The sequence below is a fragment of the Falsihalocynthiibacter sp. S25ZX9 genome, from assembly GCF_041205405.1.
Taxonomy (GTDB): domain Bacteria; phylum Pseudomonadota; class Alphaproteobacteria; order Rhodobacterales; family Rhodobacteraceae; genus Falsihalocynthiibacter; species Falsihalocynthiibacter arcticus.
Window position 1 is genome coordinate 45,893 of record NZ_JBGFCD010000019.1, and the last position, 13,255, is coordinate 59,147.

General features: G+C 51.1%; 12 protein-coding genes and 1 pseudogene. 6 read left to right on the plus strand and 7 right to left on the minus strand.

Annotated elements, in window-relative coordinates; all coding sequences use genetic code 11:
- Positions 1–30: 30 nt before the first annotated feature.
- Positions 31–738: an IS6 family transposase gene (locus AB9F29_RS18460; protein WP_369756743.1), complete on the minus strand. Its 708-nt coding sequence runs from the start codon at positions 736–738 to the stop codon at positions 31–33.
- A 332-nt stretch (positions 739–1,070) separates the two neighbouring features.
- On the opposite strand from AB9F29_RS18460, the gene AB9F29_RS18465 reads away from it, so the two are divergent.
- Genes AB9F29_RS18465 through AB9F29_RS18480 form a run of 4 tightly spaced genes read left to right on the plus strand, consistent with a single transcriptional unit; the run spans position 1,071 to position 7,275 of the window.
- A complete protein-coding gene (locus tag AB9F29_RS18465; RefSeq protein ID WP_369756744.1) occupies positions 1,071–3,143 on the plus strand; it encodes a prolyl oligopeptidase family serine peptidase in 2,073 nt (690 codons plus the stop codon).
- 57 nt (positions 3,144–3,200) lie between these two features.
- Entirely contained in the window at positions 3,201–5,540 is a 2,340-nt protein-coding gene (locus tag AB9F29_RS18470) for an aspartate aminotransferase family protein (protein ID WP_369756745.1), read from the plus strand.
- 38 nt (positions 5,541–5,578) lie between these two features.
- Positions 5,579–6,460: a hypothetical protein gene (locus AB9F29_RS18475; protein ID WP_369756746.1), complete on the plus strand. Its 882-nt coding sequence runs from the start codon at positions 5,579–5,581 to the stop codon at positions 6,458–6,460.
- A complete protein-coding gene (locus AB9F29_RS18480) occupies positions 6,457–7,275 on the plus strand; it encodes an adenylate/guanylate cyclase domain-containing protein (protein ID WP_335586748.1) in 819 nt (272 codons plus the stop codon). The genes AB9F29_RS18475 and AB9F29_RS18480 overlap by 4 nt, the downstream gene beginning before the upstream one ends.
- A gap of 40 nt (positions 7,276–7,315) precedes the next feature.
- Here the strand turns inward: AB9F29_RS18480 and AB9F29_RS18485 are convergent, their stop codons facing one another.
- Entirely contained in the window at positions 7,316–7,963 is a 648-nt protein-coding gene (locus tag AB9F29_RS18485; RefSeq protein ID WP_369756747.1) for a cyclic nucleotide-binding domain-containing protein, read from the minus strand.
- A gap of 53 nt (positions 7,964–8,016) precedes the next feature.
- Complete coding sequence (locus AB9F29_RS18490; RefSeq protein ID WP_369756748.1) at positions 8,017–8,667, minus strand: Crp/Fnr family transcriptional regulator; 651 nt, start codon at positions 8,665–8,667, stop codon at positions 8,017–8,019.
- 217 nt (positions 8,668–8,884) lie between these two features.
- Between AB9F29_RS18490 and AB9F29_RS18495 the strand changes: the two genes are divergently transcribed.
- A complete protein-coding gene (locus AB9F29_RS18495) occupies positions 8,885–9,574 on the plus strand; it encodes a cyclic nucleotide-binding domain-containing protein (RefSeq protein ID WP_369756749.1) in 690 nt (229 codons plus the stop codon).
- Between the two features lie 38 nt (positions 9,575–9,612).
- On the opposite strand, the pseudogene AB9F29_RS18500 reads toward AB9F29_RS18495, so the two are convergent.
- A pseudogene (locus AB9F29_RS18500) lies at positions 9,613–9,756 on the minus strand (IS6 family transposase); the annotation flags it as partial.
- 188 nt (positions 9,757–9,944) lie between these two features.
- Between AB9F29_RS18500 and AB9F29_RS18505 the strand changes: the two are divergent.
- Positions 9,945–10,592, plus strand: coding sequence for an IS110 family transposase (locus AB9F29_RS18505; protein WP_369756754.1), 648 nt, complete (start codon positions 9,945–9,947; stop codon positions 10,590–10,592).
- 321 nt (positions 10,593–10,913) lie between these two features.
- Here AB9F29_RS18505 and AB9F29_RS18510 read toward each other — a convergent pair whose 3' ends face one another.
- The 3 genes from AB9F29_RS18510 to AB9F29_RS18520 form a co-directional block, all read right to left on the minus strand.
- Entirely contained in the window at positions 10,914–11,153 is a 240-nt protein-coding gene (locus tag AB9F29_RS18510) for a hypothetical protein (RefSeq protein ID WP_369756750.1), read from the minus strand.
- A 293-nt stretch (positions 11,154–11,446) separates the two neighbouring features.
- Positions 11,447–12,820 (minus strand): mechanosensitive ion channel family protein, encoded by a 1,374-nt coding sequence (locus AB9F29_RS18515; protein ID WP_369756751.1) that lies wholly within the window; start codon positions 12,818–12,820, stop codon positions 11,447–11,449.
- A gap of 89 nt (positions 12,821–12,909) precedes the next feature.
- Positions 12,910–13,255 (minus strand): DDE-type integrase/transposase/recombinase (locus AB9F29_RS18520; protein ID WP_369756752.1); only part of this gene is annotated, 346 nt, incomplete at its 5' end.

Consider the following 13,255-nt stretch of genomic DNA (forward strand, 5'->3'; position numbering starts at 1 on the left):
TCGTCTCTACTAGGCCAGTAGTGCTGTCCTTTATGCCGCGCAAAGGCCGCGCCACTCGGCAAGAGCGGCGGTTCGTGAGCGCTTAAAATGAACTCTTTGGGAAAGGCTGCGATCCTGATTCAAGTGGTTGAAAACAGATGCGTGGACGGAGACAAATTTCTGTAAACTTCCCATTCGGCGAAAGCGGTGCATGGCGCGTTCTCGTCGTCGAAACGGTAGATGAGAATTCTCCGCTCGATTGTTTTTCCAGCGCCCGAAACCCTGTCTCTGCGCATTGCCAATTTCTTTCATCGCCGCGCCGTAAGACCGAAGGCGATCGGTCACGATGACATGTGGTGGACCAAAGCGCTTCATCACTTTTCTGAGGAATTTCAATGCCGCTTTGCGATCACGGCGCTTAGTGACATAGCTTTCAAGCACCTCACCTTCGTGATCAACCGCGCGCCATAAATAGTGACGTTCACCGTTGATTTTTACGAACATTTCATCCAGATGCCATTGCCAGTTCGAATACGCCCGCAGTTGTTGAATCCGTTTACGACGGATTTCCGAAGCGAAGATTGGGCCAAAGCGGTTCCACCAAAACCGGACAGTTTCGTAGCTAACATCGACGCCTCTCTCGTGCAAAAGATCCTCTACATTGCGCAGTGAAAGAGGAAACCGGACGTACATCATCACCGCCAGGCGAATGATTTCTGGGCTGGTCTTGAAATAGCGAAATGGGGAGCGTTTTGCCATCCGTAGATGCTAGATCAGCGCCCTGCCCGTCTCAAGCGAATTTAATCTGACACTACCCCCTTGTTTCCTCTGACACCGCCAATCCTCCACATTGCGGAGCGACAGCGGGACCCGAGCATACATCATAACTGCCAGGCGGATGATTTCAGGAGACGTCTTGAAGTAGCGAAATGGCGAAGATTTTGTCATCCGCAAACGCTACGAAACCGTCCTACCATGTTCAAGTCAGTTTCTTCTGACAGTGCCTCATTGCTGCTTCTTTCCCTAAGAGCCGACAAAAAAGTTGCCGTGGGTTCATCTTCCAATCTAGTATGTTGTCATCAGGGGGCTAAATGGCGGATTTTATAGAACAAGTTGAGATACGCGGATATGGTGAGTGGTTGTCGCCGCTCGCCCCTGCATCACTTGCTGAGGGCACCCGGAAAGTTGAAAAGATTTGCCTAGACGGTGATGCGATCTTTTGGGTCGAGAGCAGGCCAGACGAAGCGGGCCGTAGTGCCATAATGCGCTGGACGCCCACCACAGGTGTTGAGGACGCAACCTCGCGTTGGTTTAGCGCCCGTACGACTGTCAACTCATATGGAGGTGGGGCGCTTGGTGTAAAGGACGGGGTGTTGGCCTTCACTCAATATCAGGCCGATGCTTTTCCCAAAACACGTGATCAAAGGGTTCATCTGTGCGTTGAGGGCAAGCTTCCCAAACCTATTACACCCCCTGTCGCAGCAACATACGCGGACTTCGAACTCGATCCTGCGCATGGCGTTGTCTACGCTGTAATGGAAGAGACAAGCGTAATTACAAACGGGCAGCCCACGCAATCACTCGTTGCATTGGATCTAGCAGGGGAGCGGCCGCCGAGGATTATCGCGCAAGGGGGCGACTTTTATTCCAGCCCCAGACTTTCACCGGATGGTACGCAGCTTTGCTGGATCACTTGGAATTACCCTTCCATGCCATGGGAGGGAACGCAGCTTTGGGTCACTCAAATTGATCCATCTGGAGCCCCCCGCGATCCCCGCATGATTGCTGGTGCGCCAGCAGAACATATCGACCAACTGTCAAACCCCGTCCTTGCCGATCTTATGCGTTTTTCTGACGAAGCGATCGTAAATCCGGTTTGGTCGCTCGATGGACATCTATATGTCATATCAGACCGTGTGAAAATTGACGGGGATTATTGGGCAAACATTTGTAAAGTCGAAGGGGATACCCTTAAACCTGTAACCCGCGAAACAGGAGAATTTGCGGCGCCTGCATGGAGGTTGGGAGGGACCTCGTTTGGGTTCGCGTCACCGGACAGAATTATCGCATGTGTCACACGAAACGGTACTTGGTCGCTTGTCAGCGTGGACGTGGCATCCGGCGCTGTAAACGCGATCGAAACTGAGTTTTCTTCGATCCAGCATTTGTATGTGTCCAATGGATATGCCGTATTTCTTGCAGGGTCATTTACCAAGCCCTCCGCGATCTATCGGATGGATCTAGAGACCAACGCATTCGAGCTAATCCGACCCACAGCGCCGCCGATAAAAGACGAAGTGCGCGCCTGTATCGCAGAACCGCAGACGATCACATTTCCCAGCGGTCCAGATGGCGAAGCGCAGGCCCATGCCTTTTACTATGCGCCCAAGAACCCCAATTTCAAAGCCCCCGAAGGAGAAAAGCCTCCGCTGATGATCCTTATTCACGGAGGGCCCACAGCTCCTGCAAGTGCTGGGCTTGACATGACAATCCCATTCTTCACTTCGCGCGGGTTCGCAGTGGTGGATGTTAATTATCGGGGAAGCACAGGATTTGGCAGAGCCTTTAGACGGGCTATGTATGGCGCTTGGGGGAAGGTCGACGTCGAGGACTGTGTAGGCGCGGTGAAAGCCCTTGTTCAGGGCGGCCATGTTGATCCTTACAGGGTTGTGTCGCGCGGAGGATCATCTGGCGGTTTTACCACTCTGGCACTCGCGACATTTACGGATCAACTGGGAGCGGCAGCCAGCTATTATGGTATTTCAAATCTTGAGATGATCGCAAAGGTCACAGACAAACTTGAGGCGCGCTACGCAGAATTATTACTGGGGCCCTACCCTATGGCCTCAAAGCTTTTCCGCGCGCGCTCGCCGCTATTCCACGTGGGACAGATCGATTGCCCCATTATTCTTTTCCAAGGCACCGAAGATCCGGTTGTTCCACCGCAACAGGCACATGTTCTGATTGACGAGTTGAACGCACGAAAGTTGCCGCACGCATTTGAGTTTTATGATGGTGAGGGGCACGGGTTCGGTCGGGCATCTTCGATTGTCGACGCGGTTGAAAAGGAGCTGTCTTTCTACGGAACATTTCTTGGGTTTGTGCCTGCTGAACCCTTACGCGAGCCGCGGATTCATAATTATGACTCCGACGCAACAAGGTGATCGTATTTACCCAGAGCAATATTTGACAAAATAACACATGCCCAAGGAGATGCACATTTGACGAACCAACATCGTAGCAAAAACTTGCACCAGTCAATAGATGCCTTTCGTCGGCGTCATCCCGACAAGCTCAGCCTAAACAAGCCAGTATCAGTCGGCACCCCGGCAGCTTGGTTCTTGGGCCCGAAAGGCGAAAACGAAGCGGTATTTCGCAAATTGTTAGACCAGGCAATCAAAGCTAATCTCGAGGCGCGCCGAACGTATCAACCCGAAGACCCACATATGGCGCCCCTTGCCGTTTTCAGTGATGAAAACCCTGCTTACCGGCGATCGACAGACTTAATGGAGGAGAGACTTTCCGAAGTTTTGGCACATCTGCGATCCTCCATTCCGCTTTCCAGCTATCGCAATCAGTCCCACATGTACTGGGACACCACGCTTCCGTCGCTCGTTGGATATATGGCAGGATTGCTCTATAATCAGAACAACGTCGCGACGGAGGCCTCTCCGGTCACAACGCTGCTTGAGATGGCCGTCTGTGACGATATTTGCCGCATGTTGGGCTACAGAGACCCTGAAACCGAGAGCGATTTGCCGCGACCTTGGGGGCATCTTACCTGCGACGGTTCGGTCGCAAATGCAGAGTCTATCTGGGCTGTGCGCAACCTGAAATATTTGCCTCTGGCGTTGGTTGATGCCATTCGACACGATGCAGCGCTTTCGGATGCGCGTAACGTCACGGTTCTGACGCTCGACGGCAAACGCAAGACTTTGATTGATTTGACGAGTTGGGAGCTTCTGAACCTGCCTATTGATGAAGCAATTGGCTTGTTGGTGCGTGTGACCGCTTCGGCTGGGATAGATGCCGATGCGCTTGCAGCCAGCTTAGCAGGGCGGACAATCGCTGATCTCGGTATGATTGATTTTTCGCGCCGCTATTTGCCAGACGTCCCTGCTCCGGTTATTTTGGCGCCTGCAACGGCGCACTACTCCTGGCCTAAAGGTGCATCGCTTGTTGGCCTTGGTCGGTCCAGTGTGCGGCATGTTCGTGTGGATCTTGACGGGCGGATGGACACGGTCGATCTGCGACGCCAACTTGATCGTTGCCTTGCCGAGAAACGACCCGTTCTTCAGGTCGTTGCCGTCATGGGAACAACTGAAGAAAGCGCGGTGGATCCGCTCGCTGATATTGCGGATATTCGTGACGAATACCGGCAACTGGGACTTGAGTTCTCGCTCCATGCAGATGCGGCTTGGGGGGGCTACTTTGCATCCATGTTGCGCCCTTCCAAACTTGAGATTGATATCGCGTCTCGAGACCTCGAAGGCAGCGATGAGGAGGCGCGACTTATGTCGCGGCACCTCGGCGTTCAGGAAGGGCATCGCGGTGCGCAGGAGCTACCTGAATTAGACGATACATTTTTTGCCCACGACCTTGGGATGTCGCCCGGGATGATGATGGGAGGCTATGTAACCAAACAATATGAAGCCTTCGCGCGATGCGATACGATCACAGTCGATCCGCATAAGGCCGGTTTCATCCCCTATGCTGTGGGGTCACTCGTTTATCGAAATGGCGCGATGCGCGACGTTGTCGCCTTTACCGCCCCCGTTGTATTTCACGGCGGCACAGTTCCAAGCGTCGGCGTCTATGGAATTGAAGGTTCAAAACCAGGTGCAGTCGCCGCCGCTGTCTATCTTTCACATGCTGTCATTCCAGCTGATAGATCAGGCTATGGACGATTACTGGCAAAATGTATGTTCAATTCAAAGCGTTTCTATTGTGCGCTTTTGGCTGAATTCGCCTCGGATGACGATGTTACGCTGACGCCATTTCAAAGGCTTCCAGCAGAGCGCGATGGCGGCAACAGTTACGAGATTGCGCAACAATGCGACTATATTGCTCGGCAAATTGTCCCATTGAAAAATGATGCCCTAATTGAGAAGCTTTTCCACGACTCGGAGATGATGGAATTGTTCACCCGCCTCGGTTCGGATCAGACAATTTGCGCGTATACTATCAATTTCAAAACCGGCGAGGGTATCAACCGCGACCTTGGTTTGATGAACGAGCTAAATGCTGCGCTTTTCAACGAGTTGTCGGTGCAAGAGTTCGGGGGGGATAACGTTCCCAAAGCACCGCTGTTTGTGACATCCTCCCAGTTTGGACCAAGCACCTACGGGCAAGATTTCGTAGATCACTTTGCGACGCGTTGTGGCGTTGATCCGGTTCCCGGAATGGATGTCAAATTTCTGACGTCGACCCAGCAAAACCCCTTCATGACATCAACCGCTGACGGTGATCTCACTCCTATGCTTGCCAAGACCCTGAAGGACAAAGCCAAAAAATTAGCAGCAGATTTACGGCGCAAGTACGGCCTGTCGGACCCAGTCTAGCGCTTTCACCCCAAATATGCTCTGAAAGGATGCCGCACATGGATAATATGACTACAAAGAGGCCATCAAATTTCGTCACAAACCACCCTCATCAACATGCTTTGATTTTGGTTGGCGATAAGGACGTTTTTGGGGTTCATATGACCCAATATCATCACGAAGAGCACAAGTATCAGCTCGTTATCAAACTCGAACTGCCGCCCGAGGCCAAATCAACATACGATGAGGCGCGCGAGATGTATCCGCTTGATACATTTGTCCTTTGCAACGATGACGCGGATTCTGCCCAGTTTATGATCCCGGAGATTCCATCCGGCCGCCGCCCGACATTCAAGGCGAACATCTTTCAGGGGCTTCCAGCCTTCACAGACGAAGAAGAAGCAGACCCGCACTTTTTCCCATGGGACAAAAAACGCTTAAAACCAATTATCGCGAACATTGATGTGCGTGTTGAGCGCATTGTGACTTATCGCCCGTTTTCCCATCATCTTAAGCAACCCGACTATGCGACCTACCTACTCTGGGGAGAAGGGGATGAAGCACATATGACCAACTTGCAAACCGCATCGTTGAGCTCTGGCAAGTTTGAGGTGCCAATGTTTGGCCCAGACTATGATCACATTATGAGCTTGGCAGAAGCGCCGCTATGGTTGGACAAGCCGCTTCTTGAGGCGGGTATTGTGGTGTCGGCCCCTGATCTACGTCTTTGCGATCCAAAAACCGGAAATCGAACAATTCCTAAAGACGTGCCCTTTAAGGAAGGGGAGGCAATCTCGGTACTTTACCGCGGCATGGGGCCAGTTCGAAAAGTCAAAGCCGGACCTACATTCTTGGCTGCGACCGCAGTCTGTAACAGCCCAGGAGTGCTTGAAGAACCGTCGCTCATTATGAGTGCATCACCAAAGGATCCTAAAAAATGAGCACAATTCCACAGTTGGACGAATTCGCCCGTGAAGAAGGAAACGAAGAGCTTTGGCATCAAGTTTTTCAAATCGGACATCCGGTCCTAGCGAAAAAGCAAAGGCGCTATTCCATGTTGCCGGGCCGAACGCGATGCAAGATGTGTTACGCGCCATTGAACGGTTTTGGTGGCTGGATTACCAAACGAATGGGCCTAGAGGCATCGTCGCGAAATCCGCTATTCTGTAACGCATGCGATGGATTTTTGAAGGCGTTCCCGGGCGGTGCAGAGGTTGATCTGGCGATCATGTTCTGTGATTTGCGCGGCTCGGTCGAGATTTCCTCTCGCATGTCCCCCAAAGAATTTAAAGAATTGATCGTTTTTATGCGCGAAACAATCATTCCGGTTCTTTGGCGTTCAGAGGGATTTGTACTGCAGTTTCAAGGCGATTCAATAATTGGCGTTTGGCCTCCTGGTTTTAGCGGTGAGGATTATGTGAAGAAGGCAGTCGAAGGCGCTTTTAAAATGACCGAGACATTGAAGAATGCGACCTTTAAGGGCGAGAGCGTGCCCGTGGGGATCGCCTTGCACTCAGGACGCGCCTATCTGGGCACTGTTGCATCGGTTGGCAATGACCTGCAAGAAATTAGCGCGTTCGGCTATGATGTGAACGTTGCCGCACGACTTTCCGATGCCGCACAGGCTGGCGAGGTTTTGATCAGCGAAGCGGCGCTCAATGCGGCTGGCCGACAGAACGAAGCCGTTGACCTGCAAAGTTTCGATCTCAAGGGCGTTGAAATGACGGTTCAGGCAGGTCACCTGATAAAGCAATAAATTTGAGGGGACAGGTATTACAGATGTCTTGCCCGCGCCCTCATGAGACAGATGGAACTGTTATGTTGTCATTCGATTTTAGCTGGTTGTGTAGAGTTGTCTGATTTTCAATTAGGCGCGACGTAATAAGCATGGTGAGCGCCAACGCAAAGTCTGGGTGGTCTTCAAAAACCTTCATGACTGTCGTCCGGTTGATCCATGATGTTTCAACTTGCCCGACTGCGCTCACAGTTCCAGTGCGAAGTCCTTCGCCCGAAAACAGGCCGATTTCGCCGAATATCTCGCCTGTTTTGATAGTTTGCTCAACGCCTTCAACTCTGACTTCGCCGTCGATTATGACATAAAGTCGGTCCGCTAGATCGCCTTTGCTGAATATTTGGGACCCGGCCTCAAATTTCTCAAACGTCATGAACGGCATCAGTATGTTTATTTCGGGGGGATGGCTGAACGTATTGGCTATCCTGCGCCGTAGCATAAGCTGCTGCTGTAGGCGCCAAATGTTTATCGGAAACAGTAATCCGTGCAAAACAAGAATGGGCGTCAATCCAGCGACAACTGCATAGATGATAAAGAGGATGTTAGAAGCTGCAGCAATCAACCGAAGCGCCAAAAGGGTCTGCATACAAAATGTCAGGAAGACCAGCGCCGAGGCGGCAAAGCCGATGAGTTCGACAGTTTGAAATGACATCGTTCGATACTCACATTGGGATTGGGGACTTCTTTTCAGAGGCAGTTATACAACTAAGAAACTGGTTGGTTGGAATATTTTGAATTAATGGGCAATTTCCGGGTGGGATCTTGTAAGCGCCGCGTAATTGTCCGCATGACCGCCATGCCAAAGCGCGGGTCTTCGAACTGCAACCGCATCAGTTGTTTTTCAGTCAAAGCGTAGACCTTGGCTTGTTCGATACAGCTTGCAGTTGCGGTTCGCGTGGCAGCATCCGTGAAGAATGCAATCTCTCCGAAAATATCGCCAGCCACCATTTCTACTCCTAATTCCTCAATGGAGATCCGCCCTGTTTCAATGAAGTAGAGGTAGTCGGTTCCGTCACCTTTCCTGAATACAGTCTCCCCTTCGGCAAAGCGCAAGCGCTTTCCATATGTCTTAATAATAGAGAAATCGAACTGGCTCTTTGCGCTTTTGAAGTCGACCTTCCCGCGCAACGAAAGAACCTGCCAGAACCGATAAAAATTGATAGGCAGCAAGATCAACTCCATGGCCAAAAGTGGCCATAGATGAAGCGTAAAAGAATACAGCACGAAGCAAATAGAGGAAAAAATCGCTAATATGCGCAGCGGCAACATTGTGCCGACAGAGTAACTCGCCACGGTCAGAAATGAGGCTAACCAACCGACCACTTCTATCCAGTTCAGATGTGCGAATTGACTCATAGTTTCCTTTCCGCAAAGTTTGGCGAGAACAGTCCTCTGCTTTTTCAAGCTTGAACTATGAGGGCTAAAGCAGTTGAAGATAAAGAAAAAAGCGCCAACTATTCTGAAATTTCGTATTCAAAAAGCGCTTCCCGCGCGGTTTTTTGAGAGTTTGCATTGAGATATGCCTTTCATCTGACTAATGATGTAATGAAAAATCAGCAGGTGCGGATGTATAATGGAAGACTTGCTCTTAACTGACTATCTGGTCTTTGCAGCGGCTGGAATGTTCGTCTTTGGATATTTGGTCATCAATCAAGTGGTTTTGCGGACGATGCTACTTATCGGAACCGTCCTCTATATTTGGTATTATGCAATCGTCGATAGTACGCCGCTTTGGCCTGCAATCTGGGCAAGCGTCGCGACAGGGACTGCAAATACTTTGGGGCTGCTGGGTTTGATGTACAGACGCTCTGCTAGGGCAATCCCCAAGGAATTCCGTGACATTTATCTCCACTTCAACAATCTGCCCCCTGGAGATTTCAGAAAACTGATGCGTGCGACAAGCCGGGTCGTTAGGCCCGCTGGATTCAAGCTGACCACTGCTGGCACAAAGGTCGCCACGCTTTACTACATCCTTGATGGTGAGGCTCATATCGAAAAAAGAAACGGAAGTTTTTCGATTCCGCAAAACTCATTCATCGGGGAAGTTTCTTTTTTGACAGGAAACTCGGCCTCGGGCACTGCAGTATTGTCCCGAGAGAGCACTGTGCTGGAGTGGAATGTGAATGTACTGAAGCGCCATGCCGCGCGTGATCAACGTTTCAGGCTTGCGCTAGATGCATTGATTTCTTTGGATCTTGCAAGAAAAGTATCACAATCGGTGCTGTCTGACAAATTCGAACTCGTCTCAGCTAGGCCAGTGTGACTGCCCTTTATGCCGCGCAAAGACCGCGCCACTCAGCCTTCGTGGCTAATCTCGATCCCTCGTTCGTGGAGTAAATCTTCCACGTTTCGAAGTGAGAGTGGAAATCTGACGTACAACATCACCGCAAGAAGGATAATCTCGGGGCTCGTTTTAAAATAGCGGAATGGAGAGCGTTTTGTCATGGCCCAAGGCTAGTTACTTGCCCGGCCCCACTCAAGTCAGTTTCCTCTGATGGTGTGGACGGCTCCACCCACCGGCATCGTAATGTGCCATGTTGGTGCTTTTAGGAACCAACAGAGATAAGGTGCCATCCACATGAAGATTACAACACTCGGGATTGATCCGTTGACCGGCAGGTGATTGCATCGCAATCGCTGAGAGGGGCGCCAAGTCCGTTTTTCAACTTCACGGCGTTGATGCCGACGGTACGATTGTTTTGCAAAAGAAGCTGCGCCGTGGCGCTGTTCTGAATTTCCTGTCGAAACTGGAACCCTGTCTGATCGGGATGGAGGCCTGTGCCTCATCGCACTATTGGGCGCGGGAAATCACGGCGCTGGGACATGAAGTGCGGATGATCCCGCCCGCCTGCGTAAAGCCGTATGTCAAAAGACAAAAGAACGATGCGGCGGATGCAGAAGCCATCTGCGAGGCTGTCACGCGGCCGAGTATGCGCTTCGTGCCGGTGAAGACCGAGCAGCAGCAGGGTGTTCTTGTGCTCCACCGATCTCGTGACCTGCTGATGCGACAGCGCACGATGATCCTGAATGCGATCCGCGCCCACTTCGCCGAGTTTGGGGTTATCGCCGCGCAGGGGGCTCGAAAGGTAGCTGAACTTGTCAGTCGCCTTCGTGATGATGACAGCCTCGGATTGCCTGAGACAGCCCGGTCCGCCCTTCTGGCTTTGGCGGCACAACTCGAGGGGCTGGCACAAGAAGTCCGTAAAATTGAGCGATTGGGTGATGAAAGGTTTCTGCATGCCCAAAACTACCAAATACTCCAGAAAATGAGAATCCTCTAGTTATGCTGAGGTCTCTTGTGTAGTTTTGTCAGTAAAATTGAACGGCCACTACCAACAAAAGATTGCGGCAGAAGGCCCCGCTTTTTCGCTCAACCTGGCGCGTATGAATTTGAGCGATATCGGTGTACTTAGCGACAGGAATGCTAAACGCTCGCTGGAAGCTGCTGAGCGCATACCATAGAAGTAGTGGACAAAGAAAAACCCCGCCCTTGGGGAAATGCGGGGCACACTGATTAAAATACAGCCGAGTACAGCAGATCACTCAACCCCCACCCGACAGGTTTATCTCCTGTCGCTTCGGGAACAAGATCCCAAATAGCTTTACTGGCAGCTGTAGCTGGACATGGTTTTGAACGAGAAGTTTACGCGAGTTTTACTAACCAAAACGGCTGCTCGACCATGTTGTGCGCAGTGCTGTAGGGCGATTTCAGTCGCTTTGTTACTATTTGCCATGGAGTGCTTAACTGTAATTGCACCCGGACTTGCTGCTTGAACATCAGCGGCGGAAGCGGCGGTCGAACCTGCAAAAATTGCGAGTGTAATTGCGATAACAGTTTTCATTGGTGTTCTCCTTGAACAGATTGATTTGTAGTTCCTGATATTTAACTAAGGGAGAGTGGAAGCCTGCGCTTTCTAATATGTGCCAAAAGCTTGTCATTTCCGGCCAATATCCGGTGGCGAAGCAGCCTGAAAAGCTGATATGTCAGCGCACCAGTAGCAGCGCAGTAGGCGCCCATTTCAAAGCACACCGCACTGCTGCTCGGGCTGAGTGGCGCGGTCGTTGCGCGGCACAAAGGGCAGTTTCTCTGTCCTTGCAGAAGACGAGTTCGAATTAGTCAAATACCACCGCTATATCAGTCTTCAGTGCTCACTGGTGCCTGATTTGGCGAATGTTCCATTTGAACATCCGTTCTCATGCGTATGTCATGTTGTGGGTACGGAACTTCGATGCCGTTTTCTTTGAATTTTTCCCATATGAGAACTAATATATCGCTGGCAACGTTGGCGACGCCATTTTCCGGATCATCAATCCAATATCTCAATTCGAGGTTGATTGAGCTATCCCCGAAACCACGCATTAAACATGCTGTCTTCGGAAATTTTAGGACCCGCGGAACTTCGTTTGCTGCATCAATACACAATTGACGTGCCAACTCTATATCTGCGTCATATGAGACACCGACCGGTATGCGCCGTCTTGTGGTTTTGTCTGAGTGTGACCAGTTGGTAACAGTATTTGCAATCAGCACTTCGTTAGGGATGAGCGCCTCGGTTCCGTCACGTGTACGAACGGAAACATACCTCGTGGTCATCTTCTTGACTTCGCCATATGTCGGACCGTTGGCTGTCACCACTTCAATAACGTCACCCGGCTTCACGGATTGGTCGGCAAGAAGTGTGTAACTTGCGAGAAGGTTCTCGATAGTTCGCCGAAGACCCAAGCCAACACCGATACCTAATGCACCAGAGAAGACCGCAAAAACCGTTAGATCGACCCCAACTGAAACTAACGCAATTACCACCGCAAGAATGAGCAATAGCATACGCAACAGTCTGGTTATTAAGAGCCGTAGCGCTGAGCTCATTTTTTTCGCTGACTGCAGACGGCGTTCAACCGCTCCGGTAAGTGCATTTGCGCCCCAAATCAGGATTGCCGTGAGCATTAGGCCTTTCACAATAGCCCAAGCCGTGATGTTTACGGGGCCTACAGCAATTCCCGTTTCGCGAAGCCATTTGATGACAATATCCAGCAGACCTAATGCGTTAAGGGCGGCGGCCGACCACGCGACCCAGGAAAATACTTGGCTCCAATAGGGTGAAGGAATGAATATCGACACTATGCTAATGACGACGAAGGCGAGAAGGAGGCTGTTGGCAAGGCGCAGGAAGTGTATAGGCAGTTCGAACTGATCGAAGACACTGATCGTAATACTTAAGAATATAACCCATGCCACGGGCATGGCTATCGCTGCGGCTGTGCGCATCAGACGCTGTACCGTTGCCCCCAACGTTCTTTCATTGCTGAGTCTTTCGAGAATGCGTTTTACGCGGCGACGAAGCAACATGGCGAGGAAGAACGTCGCAGAAATAGCTGCAATTTGATAGAGCGACTCGAGTATCAGGATATTGGTGTAGAGCCACTCGTTGATTCGGAGCAATTGGTTGGTTACTGCTTCTGCAACCAGTTCCACTTCTTGTTCGACAATTGTCTGTTCGTCGTTTTCCATGGAACTAACCTTACCTATCTATTGTCGCTCGAATTGGTGGTGTCAGACTAATTCGAACTCGTTTCAGCCAGGCCCGTACCCCTGCCCGTTTATGCCGCACAAAGACCGCGCCACTCAGTGAGAGCGGCGGCGCGGTTGAGCTTGAAATTGGCGCGTGAGTAAAGGTGACGTTCCTGGTTGAAATGGTTGTGAACTGACGAATGAATGGCGACGAATTTCTGCAAGGTTCGCGTTCGTCGGAAGCGCAACATTGCCCGTTCTCGTCGTCGAAAAGGTTGGTGTGAATTCTCGGCCCGATTGTTCAGCCAGCGGTCAGTTTCTTGTCGATGAGCGTTGCCGATGACCTTCATCGCGGCGCCGTAAGACCGCAGTAGATCAGTCACGATGACATGTGGTGGACCAAAGCGCTTCATTGTTTTTCTGAGGAATTTCAAC